This window comes from Lichenifustis flavocetrariae (assembly GCF_026130545.1).
In the GTDB taxonomy this organism is placed as follows: domain Bacteria; phylum Pseudomonadota; class Alphaproteobacteria; order Rhizobiales; family Beijerinckiaceae; genus Lichenihabitans; species Lichenihabitans flavocetrariae.
The window spans coordinates 249,981-268,414 of sequence record NZ_JAMOIM010000003.1 but is presented as its reverse complement, the minus strand read 5'-3'; the positions used below and the strand labels follow the sequence as shown (position 1 = coordinate 268,414).

Genomic DNA, 18,434 nt, shown 5'->3' with positions numbered 1-18,434 from the left:
GGGCTCAGGCCTTTTCGTGCTGGAGGAAGCGCAGATAACGGCCGACACCCTCCTCCACCAGGATGGTGGGGTCGTAGCCCAGGACCGTGCGCGCCTTGGTGATGACGGGGCAGCGGCGGTTGGGATTATCGGTCATGTATTCGGGGTCGTCGCTTGTCTCGAAAATGACTTTGCCCGAATAGCCGAAAAGCGGCTTGCCCGAGGACTGATAGAAGGTCGCCAGATCCCGCACGCTCGTTTCCGGCTTCTCTATGCCGATGTTGAAGTAGTCGTATTTCCCGTAGAGTAGGCACAGGAGATAGCCCGTGATGGCGTCCGAGACGTAGCAGAAGGTGCGCGTGGGGGCGCCGTTCGACAGGATCACGATGTCCCGGTTCTCCAGCACGCATTTGGCGAAATCGGCCGGCAGGCGCTTGTCGCCCAGCCGCATGCCGGGGCCGTAATTGTTGAAGGGCCGGGCGACCGTGATCGGCATGCCGAACTGCCGCGAATAGACCCAGGCCATGGTTTCGCCGAAGCGCTTGCTTTCATCGTAGCAGGCGCGAGGACCATGGCATGACACGTTGCCGCGATATTCCTCGTCGGTCGGAATGGCATCCGGGCTCGGGTCGCCGTAGATCTCGCTCGACGAGAAAAACAGAAGCCCTTTCAAAGTGTCGCGGCCGCGATACACATCGAGGATGCGCCGGAGACCCCAGATGTTCGCGTCGATCGTTTCCACCGGATATTGCCGATAGAAAGTCGGCGAGGCGATCGAGGCGCCGTGGATGACGTAACGGGCGTCGACCGCGCCATCGAGGGTCGTGAGATCGTCGGTCGCGATGTTGAAGTGGCGAAGGTCGAGCTTAGCCGGGTAGCGCTCCGCTAGTTCGGTCAGCCACGCGGGTTTATCGAGCAGGAAGGTGTCGAGGCCGATGACCTTCTTGATGCCGAGTTCGTCCGCATAGCGGACCAGATAATTCATGAAATAGAAGCCGAGGAAGCCGGCGCATCCCGTCATAACGACCGTGCTGCCGTCGAACCGGTCACGTTGGCCGATGGCGGCATGTATACGGCTGAGGTCTTCGACCAGGATCGGATTTGTCATCGAGGCGGGCTCAATTGCTGGTTTTGCGGTTTTCGGGAGTCCATGGGGCCTTGCCGGACTTCCAGATCTGCTCCAGCTCGTCGTGGTCGCGTTGGGTGTCCATGCAGAACCAGAAATCGGGGTGCCGGTAGATCGCCAACTGGCCATCGGCCGCGAGCTTCATCAGCGGTTCCTTTTCAAGAACCAAGCTGGACGAGTCATTCACGTAATGGGCGAAGTCCCGCTTGAAGAAGAAGTAGCCGCCGTTGATCCATGAACTCGTGAGTTCGGGCTTTTCCGCGAAATGCGTGATCGTGTCGCCCTCCGTCCCAAGTTCACCGAAGCGCGAGGGCGGATTGATGGCCAGGACCGTGCCGATCTTGCCGTGTTCCCGATGGAAGGCGAACTCCTCCGCGAGATTGGCGTTGGTGAGCCCATCGCCATACGTGACCGCGAAATGTTCCGCATCGCCGAGATAGCGCGACACGGCGCGACCGATGCGGCCTCCGGTCATGGTGAGCTCGCCCGTATAGGCGACGGTGACTTCCCAGTCTTCCTGGTGATGCGCCCCATTGTAGGTCAATTGGCGGCTCGCGAGATCGACCGTAAAGTCCGAGTTCATCGCGTCATAGTTCAGGAAGTAGCTTTTGACGACCTCGGACTTGAACCCCGTGCAGATGATAAATCGACGAAAGCCGTGGGCGCTGTAGGAGCGCATGATATGCCAAAGGATCGGCTTATTGCCGACCTCGACCATCGGCTTCGGGCGAAATTCTGTTTGCTCCTTCAGGCGTGTTCCGAGACCGCCAGCGAGAATGAAGACGGGGACGGTTTTTAGATCCATTGGAGAGATCCCTTGAGCTGTGGTGCGCATCGTGCGGTCAGGCCAGTCTGGAGAGCAGGCAGGCGGCCCATCTCGCGCAATCTCATGTTGAGCCTCGAGCCGGCTGCGAGCTTGGCCGCGCTGGAAGAAGATGCCCGAAGAACGATCGTAGAATAACCACAGTGTCTACTTGGCGACACACTGCAGTAACGTCCGCGAGATTCCCTAAGGAAACCCGAGATCGAGATCGAAACGACCACTCACATCCCCTAACGTTTCCAAAAGCGTCACGCCATTCTTCTTAAAGAGCGTGCAACGCAAGGGGATGTCAAGACAAGACGCGGCGTTCGGGTTAATGCAAGAGGCCAATAATGCTGCGGTGCGGCATTGAGAATGCGCCGGTGACAACCGTCCGTGGCAAACGACAGACGCGGCTGCAGCGGCCAGGCAGATTCGTGATATCAGCGATCCTGAACGGGCCGAGGTACCTCGGCCTGCGCCAGCACGGGGCGGTTCCCGCGGGCCCGGTGGGCAGGCGCTCTACATGTTCGGATAGGTCGGTCCGCCGCCGCCCTCGGGCGGCACCCAGGTGATGTTCTGGCTGGGGTCCTTGATGTCGCAGGTTTTGCAGTGGACGCAGTTCTGCGCATTGATCACGAAGCGCGGCTCGGTCCCTCGGGCGGCATCCGCATAGACCACTTCGTAGACGCCGGCCGGGCAATAGAGCCGCGCCGGTTCGCCGTATTTGGGCAGATTCTCGCGAATCGGGATCGTCGGGTCGGTGAGCACAAGGTGAGCGGGCTGGTTCTCCTCGTGATTGGTGCCGGACAGGAACACCGACGACAGTTTGTCGAATGTCAGCACGCCGTCCGGTTTCGGATAGACGATCGGCTTGACCTCCGCGAGAGGCTTCAGGCTCGCATGGTCCGGCTTGCCGTGTTTCATCGTGCCGAAAGGCGACCCGCCGAAGATCTGATTCATCCACATGTCGAGGCCGCCGAGCGGCACGCCGAGCCATGTGCCGAACTTCGACCAGAGCGGCTTCACGTTACGGACCCGCTTCAGATCGGCGCCGATCTCGGAACCTCGCCAGGCTTGCTCGTAGGCGGCGATCTCGTCGTTGGCGCGCCCTTCCAACAGGGCCTGTGCCACATGTTCGGCCGCCAGCATGCCGCTGAGGATCGCATTGTGCGACCCCTTGATGCGCGGGACATTGACGAAGCCCGCCGCGCAGCCGACCAGCGCGCCGCCCGGAAAAGTGAGGCGCGGCACGGACTGCCATCCGCCTTCGGTGATGGCGCGCGCGCCATAGGACAGGCGCGTGCCTCCCGCGAAGAGGTCGGCGATCATGGGATGCGTCTTGAACCGCTGGAACTCGTCGAAGGGCGACAAAGTCGGATTCGTATAATTGAGGTGCACCACGAAGCCGACCACCACCTGGTTGTCTTCGAGGTGGTACAGGAAAGAACCGCCGCCCGTCGCATTGTCGAGCGGCCAGCCGAACGAATGCTGCACCAGCCCTGGCTGGTGTTTGGCGGGATCGACACGCCACAATTCCTTGAGCCCGATGCCGTATTTCTGCGGCTCGCCGTTCGCGTGCAACTTGAAACGGGCGATCAGCCCCTTCGAGAGAGAGCCGCGCGCGCCTTCGGCGAACAACGTATATTTGGCCCGAAGCTCCATGCCGCGGGTGAAGTTGTCCGTGATCGTGCCGTCCTTGGCGACGCCCATGTCGCCCGTCGCGACGCCGACCACCTCGCCCGCGTCGCCGTAGAGAACCTCCGCCGCCGCGAATCCGGGATAGATGTCGATGCCAAGGGCCTCGGCCTTGCGGCCGAGGTAGCGCGCCACATTGCCGAGCGACCCCACGAAATTGCCGTGGTTGCTCATCAGCTTCGGCATCAGAAGATTGGGCAGGCGCATGCCGCCCGCGGGACCCAGCAGATAGAAGCGGTCATCCGTGACGGGGGTCACGAGCGGGCGGTCGGCCTCCTGCCGCCATTCGGGCAGGAGGCTGTCGAGGCCCTTCGGGTCGATGACGGCGCCAGACAGGATATGTGCGCCGACCTCCGATCCTTTTTCCACCACCACGATGGCGAGGTCGGGGTTGATCTGCTTCAGTCGGATCGCCGCCGCGAGCCCGGCCGGGCCTGCGCCCACCACCACGACGTCGAAATCCATCGCCTCGCGTTCCGGCAGCGCCTCGCCAGTCGCCGCCTCGTTCATCGGGGCCATCCGCCCATTCTCCGTTCTTTGACGCGCAATCGACGCTGATAGTCGGAAAGGCGTGTCGCATAAACAAGGACTCGATGGTACTTAGAGGGGATGACAGACCACGACGGTCCCACCCGCGGCGACGCGATCGAGATCCTGCGCTGGTATGCCGAGATGGGCATCGACGCTGTCGTCGATGCGACACCGCATGACCGCTTCGCCGAACATCGCGCCGCATTGAGCCTGCGTGAGGCCGGGTCCGCGTCGAACCCGCAAGCGCCGGCGCGGCCGGCTTTGACAGCGGCCCGCCCTGCGGTCGCACCCGTTTCGGGGGCACCGAGCCTGTTCCCTGACGCCGCGGCAGGATCGACGACCGAGGCTGCGCAATCGGCCCGCGAAGCGGCCGCGAGTGCCCGGACGCTCGATGAACTGCGAGCTGCTCTCGAAAGCTTCGACTCCTGCGCTCTGCGGGCGACCGCCACCCGGCTTGTCTTTGCCGACGGAAATCCCGCCGCCGACATCATGGCGGTCGGGGAAGCGCCGGGAGCCGACGAGGATCGTTCAGGCGTGCCATTCGTCGGACGCAGCGGCCAGTTGTTCGACCGGATGCTGAAAGCGATCGGCCTCGACCGGACGCAGGTCTATATCGCCAATGTGATCCCCTGGCGGCCACCCGGCAACCGGACCCCGACCCCGCAGGAAATCGCCATCTGCCTGCCCTTCATCGCGCGTCAGATCGAACTGGTGGGGCCGCGCTATCTGCTCTGCCTCGGCGGTTCCGCCGCCCAGACGCTGCTCGGCACGAAGGACGGAATCCTGCGGGCGCGGGGCCGGTGGTCGGATTACGCGCTGCCGAGCCATACCGCGCGCGCCATGCCGATGCTGCATCCCGCCTATCTGCTGCGCCAGCCGGCGCACAAAAAGCTGGCGTGGCGCGACCTCCTGGCTTTGAAGCTGGTGCGCGACGCCGCGATGGGGAACGGTTGAGCCGATGACGCTATCGATCTTCACCCGCGAAGCGGCGCTGCAAGCAGACATCTGGGCGTCTGCGAGGCAGCGCCCGGCATGACGGAGACCAGTTTTCCAGCCGGAATCCGCGAGACCCTGCTGTTCCTCACGACCGCGGGCCTCGTCGTTCCGCTCTTCCATAAGATCCGCGTGAGCCCCGTATTGGGCTTCCTGTTCGCCGGCATCGCGCTCGGACCTTTCGGCATCGGGGCGTTGGCCGGCAAGGTGCCAATGCTCGCCACATTCACGATCGGGCACGACGCCAATATCGCGGCGATCGCCGAGTTCGGCGTCGTGTTCCTGCTGTTCATGCTGGGGCTGGAACTGTCGTTCGCCCGCCTGAATACGCTGCGGCGCCTCATCTTCGGTCTCGGTCCGCTGCAGGTCGGTGCCTCGGCGGCGGTCCTTGGCGTTGCCGCGATGGGCTTCGGCGTGCCACCAGGCGTCGCCCTGGTGCTGGGCGGCGCCTTGGCCCTGTCGTCGACCGCCATCGTGGTTCCGGTCCTGGCCGAGCGCAAACGGTTGAATTCCGCCACGGGCCGCATGGCCTTTGCCTTGCTGCTGTTCCAGGATCTCGCCGTCGCGCCGCTTCTCTTCGCCGTGTCGGTTCTGGCGGATCACAGCAGTGGCAATCTCGGCCTGAAACTCGTGCTGACCCTCGCGCCGGCCGCGATCGCGGTGGCGGCGCTGGTGGTCGGCGGGCGCCTGATCCTGCGGCCGCTGTTTCAGCTCGTGGCCGTGGCGCGGTCGACGGAATTGTTCACGGCCGCGTCGCTGCTGGTGATCATCGGCACAGGGGCCATTACGGCGGCGAGCGGATTGTCGATGGCGATCGGCGCCTTCATCGCCGGCCTTTTGCTGGCCGAAACTGAATTCCGTCGCGAGATCGAAGTGACGATCGATCCGTTCAAAGGGCTTTTACTCGGCCTGTTTTTCGTGTCGGTCGGAACCGAACTCGACCTCTCGCAGCTCTTCAACAATCCGATCCTCGTGCTCGGCCTGGCTTTCGGCCTCGTCGCGATCAAGACGCTGGTGCTGTATTTCAGCGCGCGCCTGCTGAAGATGCCCCGCCGCACCTCGGCCGAAGTCTCGCTTCTGCTCGCACCGGGAGGCGAGTTCGCGTTCGTGCTGATCAATCAGGCAACCGCGGGCGCGCTTCTGCCGGAGCCGCTGAGTGCCAGCCTGCTCGTGGCTGTCACGCTCACGATGATCGCGACGCCCTTCATCGCCCGCGTGGCCCAACGGCTGGCCCGCCGCCTGCCGGTCGCGCGCAATGCCGTGCCCCTGCCGCCGCCGCCTGATGACGGGCAGGCCCGAGTGCTGATCGTCGGCTATGGCCGTGTCGGCCGCCTTGTGGCCGACATGGTGACCATGCATCAATTGCCCTATCTTGCGATCGATGACGACGCCGCGACCGTGGCGCGGGCGCGCGACGCGGGCTTGCCCGTCACCTTCGGGGATGCGACGCGGCCGGAATTCATGCGCCTGTGCGGAATTGCCGAGGCGCGGGCCCTGATCGTCACGATCAGTACGACCCGCGTCGTGGAACAGGTGGTGACCACGGCCCGTGCCGAGCGCGCCGACCTGACGATCGTGGCCCGCGCCCGCGACGCGGTCCATGCCAGCAAGCTCTATGAAGCCGGCGTCACCGATGCGGTGCCCGAGACCATCGAGGCAAGCCTGCAACTGAGCGAGGCCGCGCTGGTCGACATGGGAATTCCCATGGGGCTCGTGATTGCCTCGATCCACGAGAAACGTGACGAATACCGGGCGCTGCTCAATGCGCCATCGGGTCAACCCACGACCCCGCGCCGCGAGCGCCGGGCCATTCGCCGCCCGCAGCAATCCCGCCCCTGAGCGAGACCGATTCCGATCCCATATCGCTACCGTGCCTGCACGATCTGCTTCTGCAGTGCCACCAGCCGCTCCACCCCGCTCCCCGCAAGCCCGAGCATCGTCGTCAATTGACCCGACGTGAAAGGCGCGCCTTCGGCCGTGGCCTGCACTTCGACCAGGCCACCCGCGCCTGTGATCACGAAATTGGCGTCGGTTTCGGCCGATGAATCCTCGACATAGTCGAGGTCGAGCACCGCCTCGCCCTTGATGATGCCGCACGATACCGCCGCGACCTGATCCTTCAGCGGCACGTCCTTGAGGATCGAGCGCTGACGCATCCACGCCAGACAATCATGAAGCGCCACCCAGGCGCCCGTGATCGAAGCCGTCCTGGTCCCACCGTCGGCCTGCAGCACATCGCAATCGACGGTGATCTGCCGCTCGCCCAGGGCTGGTAGATCGACGACGGCTCGAAGGCTGCGGCCGATCAGGCGCTGGATCTCCTGCGTCCGGCCCGAGGGCTTCCCGGACGTCGATTCGCGACGTGTCCGGGTCAAGGTGGCGCGGGGCAGCATGGCGTATTCGGCCGTGATCCAGCCACGTCCCTGGCCGCGCAGCCATGGCGGCGGCTTGTCTTCAAGGGAGGCGGTGCAGAGCACATGCGTGTCGCCGAATTTTATGAGGCATGACCCTTCGGCGTAGCGGGCCACGGCGCGCTCCATTGTCACGGGTCTCATTTCATCGGCTGCACGCTTTGACGGTCGCATGGTTCCTCCCCCTGTAGGACTTCACGTTCATGTCTCTTCCAGCCTTCAAGCGACGCGGGCGCGATCCGGCTGGGGACGGGAGCGATGGCCCAGGCACGGCTCTGATTAGGCCGGATGCCCGGCGATCGCAATTGTGCAGCCAACACGCATGCCGTCATCCAGATTGGCACAGGCACGACATCGCGTCCGTTACGGAACAAAAACCTTTTCTGTGGTGTTAAGGCACCTGAAAGACCCGAACCGGCGCCCCCGTCGATTATATCGACGGGGGTTTTTGTCTGCCAGCGCTGCTGGTTGCGGCGTCCGGCCTCCCCTTTATGGGTGATGCGGAAGAAATGGGCTTCATCTCGTCACGGTGCGCGGCTTACACTCGCGTATCACGAGGTTTTCGATGGCCACCACAATCTCACGCGCCGCTTATGCTGATATGTTCGGACCGACTGTCGGTGACCGGGTTCGGCTCGCCGATACGGAGCTTTTCATAACGATCGAGAAGGATTTCACGACGGCTTTCGGGTTCGGTGGCGGCAATGCCGCGCTCTATGGCAGCGAGGTGAAGTTCGGTGGCGGCAAGGTTATCCGCGACGGCATGGGGCAGTCGCAGATCACGCGCGCCGGAGGCGCGGTCGACACCGTCATCACCAATGCGGTGGTGCTAGATCACTGGGGAATCGTGAAAGCCGACGTGGGCCTGAAGGACGGCCGGATCGCAGCCATCGGCAAAGCCGGCAACCCGGAGATTCAGACGGGAGTCGATATCATCATCGGTCCAGGCACCGAGGTGATCGCCGGCGAAGGCAAGATCCTCACGGCAGGCGGCTTCGACACGCATATCCATTTCATCTGCCCGCAGCAGATCGAGGAAGCGCTGATGTCCGGCGTCACCTCGATGCTGGGGGGCGGCACGGGTCCGGCGACCGGCACCTTCGCAACCACCTGCACGCCCGGACCTTGGCACATTGCTCGCATGATCGAGGCCGCCGACGCCTTTCCAATGAACCTCGGATTCGCCGGCAAGGGCAATGCCTCGACGCCGGACGGCCTCGTCGAGCAAGTGGAGGCGGGCGCCTGCGCCTTGAAGCTCCACGAAGACTGGGGCACGACTCCAGCCGCCATCGACAATTGCCTGTCGGTCGCCGACGACCACGACATTCAGGTCATGATCCACACCGACACGCTGAACGAGTCGGGCTTCGTCGAGGACACGATCAAGGCCTTCAAGGGGCGCACGATCCATGCGTTCCACACGGAAGGTGCGGGTGGCGGCCACGCCCCCGACATCATCTCGGTGGCGGGGCTGGAGAACGTCCTTCCGTCATCGACCAATCCGACGCGGCCCTTCACGGTCAACACGCTCGACGAGCATCTCGACATGCTGATGGTGTGCCATCACCTCGACTCGTCGATTCCCGAGGATCTGGCCTTCGCGGAAAGCCGCATCCGCAAGGAGACCATCGCGGCGGAGGATATCCTGCACGACATGGGTGCGCTGTCGATGATGTCCTCCGACAGCCAGGCCATGGGCCGGGTCGGCGAGGTGATCATCCGCACCTGGCAGACGGCCGATAAGATGAAGCGGCAACGTGGCGCTCTGCCCGAGGAACAGGGCGACAGCGATAATGTGCGCGTCAAGCGCTACATCGCCAAATACACGATCAACCCTGCCATCGCGCATGGTGTCTCCCGGCACATCGGATCGATCGAGGCGGGGAAACTGGCCGACCTCGTCCTTTGGACGCCGGCTTTCTTCGGCGTAAAACCGGACCTCATCATCAAGGGCGGCATGATCGCCGCGGCCCCGATGGGCGACCCGAACGCCTCGATTCCCACGCCTCAGCCGACCCATTATCGGCCGATGTTTGGCGCCTATGGCGGAGCCGTGGCGGCCACGAGCGTGACATTCGTCTCGCAAACGTCTCTCGCCCGCGGGCTCGGGCAGGCTCTACGGCTTTCGAAGCCGCTCGTTGCCGTCGAGAACACGCGGGGCGGTTTGCGCAAGACCAGCATGATCCACAATGGGGCTCTGCCGACCATCAAGGTCGATCCCGAGACCTATCTGGTACAAGCCGACGGCGTTCCGCTCGTGTGTGAACCCGCCCGCTCGCTCCCAATGGCGCAACGCTTCTTCCTGTTTTAGGCGGATTTGCGGGACCCATGCCCCTTAGGGAATGACCATTTCTCCAGTCTTTTCTGGCACGAATAGTGCAGAAATGTGTTTGTCAGTGGTTGTTGGTAACCTCTGATGAACATAGTCCAGACACAATAATTAATGCTGCGGCAAAGCCGGGATGGGGGTCTCGTTTTGTTGCAGAGCCGAGCGGCGGCAGTCTCTTAGGGTGTGGAATTCGGATGGACATCGGGGCTGGGACCAATAACAAACGTGAAGCGGCCGAGAAGGTGGCGATCATTCAGCGGCTCGCGCGCATCGAGGGACAAGTTCGCGGGCTGAAGCAGATGGCCGAAGGGGAAAGGCGCACACTCGATCAGATCCAGCAGGTCAACGCTGTCGTGGCAGCGCTTCGGGAAGTGGCGCTTTTGTCGATCTCCCAGGAAGTCAAAGCGCAACTTGCCGGCATGGCGGCGTCTCCAGCCGAGAGTGGTGGGGACGTCCAAAACCTCGTCGAACTTCTCCGCTCGACCTTCCGCCTCGTTTGACCTAAGCGACAAAGTCAGGAACGACAGCCATGGAGGGCGTCGTCGGCTGGCCGCGTCGTGCAGGTTTGAACTATGGTTCGGTCCTCCTCGTCTTGAGTTTCGGGCGATTCGTGGTCACGGACGTGGCGGCATCAGATCATGGAGAATGAGTTTTGATCTATGTGATTGCGACCCTGACCGTGAACGCGGATCACCGCGAAGCTTTTATGGCCGGCGCGCGCGAAGTGATCGCAGCGACGCGACAAGAGGCGGGCTGCCAACATTATGATCTTTCGGGCAGCATCACCGATCCTTTGACTTTCGTGTTCGTCGAACGCTGGGACAGCCGCGAAGCGCTCGATGCCCATTTCCAGACAAAGCATCTTCAGCACTGGCGCACGCTATGCGAGAAGTATCTGACAGGCCGGGCGCTCGAAATCATTCGGCCGGAGCATGTCGATGCGTCGTGATTCCGCACCCGCTTTGTGCCTGTCCGCTTCGAAGTCCGTTCCATGATCCGCGCCACGAAAGTCGTCGCCGGCGGGGCCTGGAGCGGGACCGCTGACGAGACCGTGGTGCTCGAATTCGACGAGCGTCATCGGCGCCGCATGGTGATGACGAGTGTGCGGGGTCTCGAGTTCCTGCTGGATCTGCCGGAGGCTCTCATGTTGCGGGGCGGTGACGCACTGGAACTGGAGGATGGACGGCGGGTCGAGGTCGTGGCGGCCCCCGAGGCTCTGGTCGAAGTGAAATCCGGAGCGCCGGACGCTTTTGCGCGGCTGGCCTGGCATCTCGGCAACCGGCATCTGCCGACGCAGATCCTGCCGAAGGCCCTGCGGATCCGACGAGATCACGTCATCGAGGACATGCTGCGCGGCCTTGGAGCCAAGCTGGTGCCGATCGAGGCTCCCTTCGATCCGGAGGGGGGCGCCTATGCAAGCGCCACGGCCGAGACCGCGAGCCCGAATCACGACAGCCACGCGCATCACGACCATCATCACCATGACCATCATCACGGCCATTCGCACAAGCACGACCATTGATGCCGGGATCCAAGGCGGGTTGGTCGACACTGGCGCTTTTTGCCTGGGTCTCGCCCGCATTCCCGGTCGGCGCCTACACGTATTCGCACGGGCTGGAAACCGCGGTCGATGAAGGCCTTGTCGAAGGGTTGGTCGGTCTTCAGGCTTGGCTGACCGATCTCATCGACCACGGTGCGATCCGTAATGACGCGATCCTGGTTGCCGCAACCTGGCGCGCGGGCCGGGACAAGGATGTCGCGGCCTTCACCGAGGCCAACGACCTGGCTCTCGCCCTGTGCCCCTCGCGCGAGCGCCGGCTGGAAGCGGTTGGGCAGGGCAATGCCTTCGCGACCGCCATCCGGGCGGCATGGCCCGATGCCGCCTTCGCGTGGCCGGAAGGCGACCTGGCCTATCCGGCTGCCTTCGGCAGCGCTTGTGCGGTGGCCGAAATTGACCTGCAGTCCTCCCTTGAAGCCTTCGGCCTTGCTTTCATCCAAAATCTGGTTTCGGCCGCCATCCGACTGGGTGTCGTGGGCCAGACGGACGGGCAGCGGGTGACGGCCGGTCTCGTTCCCCAGGTTCATCGCTTGGCCGCGATGTCGGCGGGCTCCGCGCTTGACGATCTCGGCGGATGTGCTCAGCGTTCCGACATTATGGCGCTCCGTCACGAGACGCTCTATTCGAGGTTGTTCCGATCATGACATCACCCAACGGCCCTCTGCGGGTTGGCATCGGCGGCCCTGTCGGCTCCGGCAAGACGGCCCTCATGGAACTCTTGTGCAAGCGACTGCGCGACACGCACGAGATCGCAGCCATCACCAACGACATCTACACCCGAGAGGATGCCGAGATCCTGGCCCGTGCCGATGCGCTACCGCTCGACCGGATCATGGGCGTCGAGACCGGAGGCTGTCCGCATACGGCGATCCGCGAGGACGCCTCCATCAACCTTGCGGCCATCGACGAGATGAACCGCCGCTTCCCGAAGCTCGATCTCATCCTCATCGAATCGGGCGGCGACAATCTGGCCGCCACCTTCTCGCCCGAACTGGCCGATCTGACGATCTATGTCATCGACGTCTCGGGCGGCGAGAAGATTCCCCGCAAAGGCGGCCCCGGCATCACCCGCTCGGACTTGCTCGTGATCAACAAGGTCGATCTCGCACCCTATGTCGGCGCCTCGCTCGCCGTGATGGAGCGGGACACGATTGCGATGCGGCGCGGCAAGCCCTTCGTGTTCACCAACATGAAAGCGGGCGACGGACTCGACCGGATCGTCGATTTCATCGAAACCAAAGGGGGCTTGCCGTCCCGCGCCGTGGCGTGACGACGGAGCCCGCGTTGCAGCCTTGGTCCTCGGCCCCGACGCTGGAGACCGCGCGCCTGATCCTGCGCGCACATCGCCCCGATGACCTGGCGGCTTGCGAGGCCATGCGCGCCGACGCCGCCGTGATGCGGTTCATCGGCGATGGCCGACCCGAGAGCCGCGAGACGGTGTGGTCCCGTCTCCTGCGTGCGGCCGGCCACTGGCCATTCGCGGGCTACGGGATGTGGTGCGTCACCGAGAAAGTCTCTGGCCGATACGTCGGCGACGTGGGCTTCATGCAACTGAAGCGCGACATGGTTCCACCGCTGGGGGAGGTGCCGGAGATTGGATGGGTTCTCGCCGTTGGGCACAGGGCCAGGGGTTTGCGGGCGAGGCGGTCGCCGCATCACTAGACTGGAGCGACGCGCATCTCGATGCACCTGCCACGACCTGTATCATCGTGCCCGAGCATGAACGATCGATCCGCCTCGCGCGGCAGGCCGGTTATGTGCAGAGCGGCGTGGCGGAATACAAAGGCAAGACCTTGATTGTCTTCCAGCGGCCAAGGGCCTTTCATTCCACTCCCCCGCACCCCACGTCTTGACGAGCCGGCGCATCTCGTCGAAGACACCGGCTATCCGAGGGGAGTCCCGGCAAGGGGCTGAGAGACCGATGGCCGGCGTCGATGACGTCGTGGCGCGGGATACCCTAAGCACCTGATCCGGTTCATACCGGCGGAGGGACGGGGTTCGTGGTACGAGATCGATTCGCAGTAGATGTTTGGAGCCGGTCATGCGCGTCAGCGTGATTGGAGCCGGGGTCGCCGGACTTGTGGCCGCGACCGAACTCGCCGAGCGCGGCGCGACCGTTACGGTGCTCGAACGCGGCGCGAGCGTCGGCGCCGAGGCCTGTTCGTGGTTCGCCGGGGGTATGCTGGCGCCCTGGTGCGAACGGGAAAGTGCCGAGGAAGCTGTGGTCGTGCGGGGACGCCTCGCGCTCGATTGGTGGCCGCGGCATTTCGCCGGCACTGTCCGGGCCGGGACGCTGGTCGTGGCGCCGGCGCGTGACGCGGCCGAATTGCATCGCTTTGCCCGCCGCACCGCGCATTTCACTTCGCTTGATCAGGATGGCGTCGCGGCCCTCGAGCCTGATCTCGCGGGACGCTTCCGCAGCGGCCTGTTCTTTGCCGAGGAGGCGCACCTCGACCCGCGGGCCGCTCTCGCGGCGCTGGCCGCGGGACTTGCGGCGCGCGGGGTCGATCTGCGTTTGGGGGTCGATGCGGACACCACGGAGGTTGCCGCCGACGCGATCGTCGATTCGCGCGGCTTCGCGGCGCGCGAGCAGCTGAAGGACCTGCGCGGCGTGCGCGGCGAGATGGTGATCGTACGCTCCACAGAGATCCACCTCACGCGCCCGGTGCGGTTCCTGCACCCCCGCATCCCCCTCTACATCGTGCCGCGATCCGAGGGACGATTCATGATCGGCGCCACGATGATCGAGAGCGATCACCGGGGCCCGATGACGGTGCGCTCGGCTCTGGAACTGCTCAATGCCGCCTATGCAGTGCATCCGGCTTTCGCGGAGGCCGAGATCGTCGAATTCGGCGCGAACGTGCGTCCCGCCTTTCCGGACAATCTGCCTCGCGTCACGCGAGACGGCGACATCCTGCGCCTGAACGGCCTCTACCGCCATGGCTTCCTGCTGTCGCCCTCGTTGGCGCAGCAGGCCGCTGACATCCTCTTGCCCGTCGAGGTGACCGCATGACCCTCATCATCAACGGCCAGCCCGAGGATCAGGCTGCCGAAACCCTGTTCGACCTCGTGGAGACGCTCGGACTCGCCGACGCGATGGTCGCAACCGCTTTGAATGGCGCCTTCGTGCCGGCCGCTGCCCGTCGCCGCACGGCCCTGACCGAGGGTGACCGCGTCGAAATTCTGGCCCCGATGCAGGGAGGCTGATGTGCAGCTTTACGACAAAACCTTCGAATCCCGCCTCTTGCTCGGCACGGCACTCTATCCCTCTCCGGCCATCATGGCGGAGGCGGCGCGTGCCTCGCGCGCCGAAATCCTCACCGTGTCGCTCCGCCGCGAGAGCGCGGCCCAGCGCACCGGGCAGGATTTCTGGGCTCTGATCCGCGAGACGGGTGCCACCGTGCTGCCCAACACGGCCGGCTGTCACTCGGTCAAGGAAGCCGTCACGACGGCCCAGATGGCCAGGGAGGTCTTCAACACCTCCTGGATCAAGCTCGAAGTCATCGGCGAGGCCGACACGCTGCAGCCGGATGTGTTCGGATTGGTCGAGGCGGCCCGCATCCTGAGCGAGGACGGGTTCGCGGTCTTCCCCTACACGACCGACGACCTTGTGGTGGCCGAGCGGCTGGTCGAGGCCGGCTGCCGCGTGCTGATGCCCTGGGGCGCCCCCATCGGGAGCGGCCGTGGGCTGAACAACCCCTATGCTCTGCGCACCATGCGGGCGCATTTCCCCGACGTGCCGCTGATCGTCGATGCCGGCATCGGCCTTCCGTCCCATGCCGCGGCGGCCATGGAGCTCGGCTACGACGCCGTGCTGCTCAACACTGCGGTCGCCAAGGCCGGCGATCCGGTGCGGATGGCCCAGGCCTTCGCCAAGGCCATCGAGGCGGGGCGTGCCGCCTACGAGGCCGATCCGATGGAGATGCGTGATATGGCGGCCCCCTCGACGCCGGTGCTCGGCAAGGCGTTTCTGGCATGATGGCCTACCGGACCATCGATGCGTTCTACCCCGTCGTGCCCGATGCCGCCTGGGTGTCGCGGCTCGTCCGATGCGGGGCGCGCTTCATTCAGCTTCGCTTTAAAAGCGCCGACACCCAGGCGGTGGCGGCCGAGATCGCCGCGGCGCTGGTCGTCTGTGCCGAAGCCGGTGCCCAACTGGTTGTCAACGATCACTGGCGGGAGGCGATCGATGCCGACGCCACCTATGTGCACCTCGGGCAGACCGATCTCGACACGGCGGATTTACATGCTTTGCGGCGGCGCGGCCTCATGCTCGGCGTGAGCACGCATGACCATGCCGAGCTCGAGCGTGCACTCTCAACCGACCCCGATTACGTCGCGCTCGGACCCGTCTATCCGACCACGCTGAAGGTGATGCCTTGGGCGCCGCAAGGCCTCGAACGCCTCGGCGAATGGAAGCGCCTCGTCGGCAGCCGGCCACTCGTGGCGATCGGCGGCATCACGCTCGAACGTGTGCCTTTGTGTCTCGACGCGGGAGCCGACAGCGTTGCGGTGGTGAGCGATATCGTCGCCAATCCCGATCCGGAGCGTCAGACGGAGGCTTGGTTGGCAGCAGTGCGCAAGGACGCCTGAGGTACCTGCGGCTCGTGAGGAGCCGCCCAATCAGTTGGTCATGACCAGAGACCAGAACGTCTTGTAGCGCGTGCCTGGAGCTTCCGCGGCTGCGATGCCCATGCGGCGCATCGGTGCGAACAGCAGGTTGTCGTTGTGGTGGGGCGAGCGCTTCCAACCCTCCAAGGCGGATGCGAAGGACGCGTAACCGGCCGAGACATTTTCGATGGCGGCGCGGCGGTCCGCGCCACCTTCGGCAAGCCGCTCCGGCAGAGAGCCCGCGACCTCGTGACTCAGGACGTTTCGGCCAGCCATGGCGTCGGCCTGCCGTTGGGCGACGGCTGTGAGAGTGGCGTCGAGCTGCACAGCCGGCAAGCCGTGTTCGCGTCGATAGGCTGAAATCATCGCTTCGGCGCTGCCTCGGTCGAGCGCCACCGCTCCGACGGATCCGGTTGGCGCGATTGGCAGGGCCGAACATCCGGCGAGGATCGAGAGGCCGAGAACGGCGCCGGAGAGACGGAGCGCCGAAAAGATGTTCACGTTGAGGGTTCCCCGAGCAATGGTCTGTCGCGCAAGTCTGATGCAGGATGGTTAAGAGGACCTGGCGGCGAGACTCAGCGGTCCGGGCCGGGTTGGTGCGACCCGCGGGCGCCCTTGAGGGACACGTAGAGTCTCACGGGGCCATAGGCGGTCGGGATACGAACATCGGCGCTCAAACGTGCCGCCGTGGTGAGTGATGATCGTTGGAGGTCCCGACCGGACCCTGCGATCGTTCCCGCCGTCGAGGGTGCCCCAAGCGCAAAGGTCGGCTCCGCCACCCGCATGGCCGCGTCGCCGCGAACAAAGCCGTTGATGCGCAGACATGCATCGGTTCCGGGCAACAAGAAGCCGCCGCTCACCGTTCCGCAACTCCCGATGACGGGACGTTCTGGCGGCGGCTCGAACGGGTCTGCGGCAGAAGCCGACCGTGCCAGGACGAGCGAGAGCCCGAGAGCCAACCCGGCGCCGCCCAGGGGCATTGATCCCCACATCCAAGATCGATGTCGTACAGATGGCACGTCGCTTCGGTCCGGCTATTTCAAGAAGACATAGATGTCGACTTCCAGCGCCGGATCGTCGGGGGTCTTTGTCATGTTGAGATATTCCTCGGCGAAGAGGTTGCGGGCTTCCAACCCCTTCTCGTCGAGATAGGCCGTGATGGCTTCGTAGGTGGAATCGATGTCGTCATAGGCGGCGCGGTGCTGGAACCGGATGGCCTTACCGGACGGGGTTTCGCTGATCTTGATATCCGGCGTCAACTCGGTCTTGCCTTCGGGTGCCTTGGCGATCGGCACCATCGCTGAATATTTGAAACCGGCGTCGTCGGTCGCCGTGAACACCGCGAGAGGCCGGCCCGCGGAGGTCATGTTGTTCTTGGCGAGCGCGTCGTTCAGCTTGGCGAAGGCATCCGTCAGGGTTTTGAAGCCGTCGTCCCAGGTTGCGCTCCCGTTGATCACGACAGCCGGACGCGGCTGGACATCGAGCGCCTGACTGATCGAGGCGTCACCCACCGAGGCGCCTGTGGAATCGGGTGCCGGCGGTTTGGCGGCCTCGGCCGGGGCAGCAGGCGCCGGCGTCGTCGGCGTGCCCGAGGGGCTGGGCGAGGTGACGGCCGGCGGGGCCGGCGCCGCCGGGGTGCTGGCGGCAGGCGGGGCCGCGGCGGCTGGCGATTGCGGAGTGGTCGTCTGTGCCCAGGCCGCAGGGCCGTGCAGGAGACCGGCCATCAAAACCAGGCCGAATCGAAGCGCCAGGGGCCGCGAGGCCTGAGTGCGAGGTAGTCCGAACATTGTGTCTATCCCAGGCACGGCCTTCGGTGCCGGGCGGCACTCTATGAAGGGACCTGCCCGGTTTCAATGGCGACGATAGGGCGGGCGCAGCCCTCGCCCTCTTCTCGTTCAGGAATACCGCACGCCGCGTCGCGCTTCGCTCAGCGCCGAGCTGAGGCCGTCGGCCAATTGCGCTTTCGCGTCCGGCCCGAGAAAGGCTGCGACCTCCACCCGGCTGCCACGCGAGATAAGGTCGAGGCGCTGCGTGCCGAACTCCTCGTGCTCCTGCCGGTCGAGCCGGACCCAGACAGGATTAAAGCGCCACTCGCGTTCAAGACCCTTGGGGTTGACCTTTCGAAGCAGGAGTTCGAGCGGCGTGACAGTGATATCCTCATAGGCCCGCGCGGCCCGAAAGCTGGCGCGAAACGCGACCGACACCAGCAAGACGTCGAGGCCGAAGAAGCCGGCGACCGGCCAGGCGCCGATAAACACGAAAGGCAGGCTGGTCACGACGCCACCGAGCGCCACGATCCCAAGGAGCACACGCGCCTGGGGCTTGGTCAACGACCGATGCGGCTGGATCCGACGGCGGAACAGCGGCACGTCGGCGGGATCGGGAGGCAACATAAA

20 protein-coding genes, 1 pseudogene and 1 riboswitch are annotated in these 18,434 nt (G+C 64.7%); of the genes and pseudogenes, 13 read left to right on the top strand and 8 right to left on the bottom strand.

Annotated elements, in window-relative coordinates; genetic code table 11:
- Positions 1 to 4 precede the first annotated feature (4 nt).
- The 3 genes from M8523_RS06715 to M8523_RS06705 form a co-directional block, all read right to left on the bottom strand.
- Positions 5 to 1,087 carry an NAD-dependent epimerase/dehydratase family protein gene (locus M8523_RS06715; RefSeq protein ID WP_282584073.1) on the bottom strand — a complete coding sequence of 361 codons (1,083 nt, stop codon included), beginning with the start codon at positions 1,085 to 1,087 and terminating at the stop codon, positions 5 to 7.
- A gap of 10 nt (positions 1,088 to 1,097) precedes the next feature.
- Positions 1,098 to 1,910 (bottom strand): glucose-1-phosphate cytidylyltransferase, encoded by an 813-nt coding sequence (gene rfbF, locus M8523_RS06710; protein ID WP_282584072.1) that lies wholly within the window; start codon positions 1,908 to 1,910, stop codon positions 1,098 to 1,100.
- A 519-nt stretch (positions 1,911 to 2,429) separates the two neighbouring features.
- Positions 2,430 to 4,124, bottom strand: coding sequence for an electron transfer flavoprotein-ubiquinone oxidoreductase (locus M8523_RS06705; protein ID WP_282584071.1), 1,695 nt, complete (start codon positions 4,122 to 4,124; stop codon positions 2,430 to 2,432).
- A gap of 90 nt (positions 4,125 to 4,214) precedes the next feature.
- Here M8523_RS06705 and M8523_RS06700 point away from each other — a divergent pair, with 90 nt between their 5' ends.
- The gene (locus M8523_RS06700) at positions 4,215 to 5,090 is read left to right on the top strand and encodes a uracil-DNA glycosylase (RefSeq protein WP_282584070.1); all 876 of its coding nucleotides are present in this window, start codon (positions 4,215 to 4,217) and stop codon (positions 5,088 to 5,090) included.
- 78 nt (positions 5,091 to 5,168) lie between these two features.
- Positions 5,169 to 6,968, top strand: coding sequence for a cation:proton antiporter domain-containing protein (locus M8523_RS06695; protein ID WP_282584069.1), 1,800 nt, complete (start codon positions 5,169 to 5,171; stop codon positions 6,966 to 6,968).
- A gap of 26 nt (positions 6,969 to 6,994) precedes the next feature.
- Here the strand turns inward: M8523_RS06695 and rph are convergent, their stop codons facing one another.
- A complete protein-coding gene (gene rph / locus M8523_RS06690; RefSeq protein WP_282584068.1) occupies positions 6,995 to 7,714 on the bottom strand; it encodes a ribonuclease PH in 720 nt (239 codons plus the stop codon).
- A 391-nt stretch (positions 7,715 to 8,105) separates the two neighbouring features.
- On the opposite strand from rph, the gene ureC reads away from it, so the two are divergent.
- The 11 genes and pseudogenes from ureC to M8523_RS06635 all read left to right on the top strand — a co-directional run bounded on the left by ureC (position 8,106) and on the right by M8523_RS06635 (position 16,020).
- Positions 8,106 to 9,851 carry an urease subunit alpha gene (gene ureC / locus M8523_RS06685; RefSeq protein WP_282584067.1) on the top strand — a complete coding sequence of 582 codons (1,746 nt, stop codon included), beginning with the start codon at positions 8,106 to 8,108 and terminating at the stop codon, positions 9,849 to 9,851.
- A 212-nt stretch (positions 9,852 to 10,063) separates the two neighbouring features.
- Positions 10,064 to 10,369 (top strand): metal-sensing transcriptional repressor, encoded by a 306-nt coding sequence (locus tag M8523_RS06680; protein ID WP_282584066.1) that lies wholly within the window; start codon positions 10,064 to 10,066, stop codon positions 10,367 to 10,369.
- A 161-nt stretch (positions 10,370 to 10,530) separates the two neighbouring features.
- Positions 10,531 to 10,818, top strand: a complete 288-nt coding sequence (locus M8523_RS06675) for a putative quinol monooxygenase (RefSeq protein WP_282584065.1) — start codon at positions 10,531 to 10,533, stop codon at positions 10,816 to 10,818.
- A gap of 42 nt (positions 10,819 to 10,860) precedes the next feature.
- On the top strand, positions 10,861 to 11,391 hold the full coding sequence (locus tag M8523_RS06670; protein ID WP_282584064.1) for an urease accessory protein UreE: 531 nt from the start codon (positions 10,861 to 10,863) through the stop codon (positions 11,389 to 11,391).
- Complete coding sequence (locus M8523_RS06665) at positions 11,391 to 12,071, top strand: urease accessory protein UreF (RefSeq protein ID WP_282584063.1); 681 nt, start codon at positions 11,391 to 11,393, stop codon at positions 12,069 to 12,071. Before M8523_RS06670 ends, M8523_RS06665 begins: the two co-directional genes overlap by 1 nt.
- Positions 12,068 to 12,697, top strand: coding sequence for an urease accessory protein UreG (gene ureG, locus M8523_RS06660; RefSeq protein ID WP_282584062.1), 630 nt, complete (start codon positions 12,068 to 12,070; stop codon positions 12,695 to 12,697). Before M8523_RS06665 ends, ureG begins: the two co-directional genes overlap by 4 nt.
- Before the next feature lie 104 nt (positions 12,698 to 12,801).
- A pseudogene (locus M8523_RS36695) lies at positions 12,802 to 13,280 on the top strand (GNAT family N-acetyltransferase).
- A gap of 27 nt (positions 13,281 to 13,307) precedes the next feature.
- A riboswitch (TPP riboswitch) is annotated at positions 13,308 to 13,436 on the top strand.
- A 32-nt stretch (positions 13,437 to 13,468) separates the two neighbouring features.
- On the top strand, positions 13,469 to 14,440 hold the full coding sequence (gene thiO, locus M8523_RS06650; RefSeq protein WP_282584060.1) for a glycine oxidase ThiO: 972 nt from the start codon (positions 13,469 to 13,471) through the stop codon (positions 14,438 to 14,440).
- Complete coding sequence (gene thiS / locus M8523_RS06645) at positions 14,437 to 14,634, top strand: sulfur carrier protein ThiS (protein ID WP_282584059.1); 198 nt, start codon at positions 14,437 to 14,439, stop codon at positions 14,632 to 14,634. Before thiO ends, thiS begins: the two co-directional genes overlap by 4 nt.
- A 1-nt stretch (position 14,635) precedes the next feature.
- On the top strand, positions 14,636 to 15,406 hold the full coding sequence (locus M8523_RS06640) for a thiazole synthase (protein WP_282584058.1): 771 nt from the start codon (positions 14,636 to 14,638) through the stop codon (positions 15,404 to 15,406).
- A complete protein-coding gene (locus tag M8523_RS06635) occupies positions 15,403 to 16,020 on the top strand; it encodes a thiamine phosphate synthase (RefSeq protein ID WP_282584057.1) in 618 nt (205 codons plus the stop codon). The genes M8523_RS06640 and M8523_RS06635 overlap by 4 nt, the downstream gene beginning before the upstream one ends.
- Positions 16,021 to 16,050: 30 nt before the next feature.
- On the opposite strand, the gene M8523_RS06630 is transcribed toward M8523_RS06635, so the two are convergent.
- The 4 genes from M8523_RS06630 to M8523_RS06615 form a co-directional block, all read right to left on the bottom strand.
- Complete coding sequence (locus tag M8523_RS06630) at positions 16,051 to 16,539, bottom strand: CAP domain-containing protein (RefSeq protein WP_282584056.1); 489 nt, start codon at positions 16,537 to 16,539, stop codon at positions 16,051 to 16,053.
- Between the two features lie 74 nt (positions 16,540 to 16,613).
- Positions 16,614 to 17,018 (bottom strand): porin, encoded by a 405-nt coding sequence (locus M8523_RS06625; RefSeq protein WP_282584055.1) that lies wholly within the window; start codon positions 17,016 to 17,018, stop codon positions 16,614 to 16,616.
- Positions 17,019 to 17,072: 54 nt separating this feature from the next.
- Positions 17,073 to 17,825, bottom strand: coding sequence for a GyrI-like domain-containing protein (locus tag M8523_RS06620; RefSeq protein WP_282584054.1), 753 nt, complete (start codon positions 17,823 to 17,825; stop codon positions 17,073 to 17,075).
- Positions 17,826 to 17,933: 108 nt separating this feature from the next.
- Entirely contained in the window at positions 17,934 to 18,431 is a 498-nt protein-coding gene (locus M8523_RS06615; RefSeq protein ID WP_282584053.1) for a DUF2244 domain-containing protein, read from the bottom strand.
- Between the last annotated feature and the right edge of the window lie 3 nt (positions 18,432 to 18,434).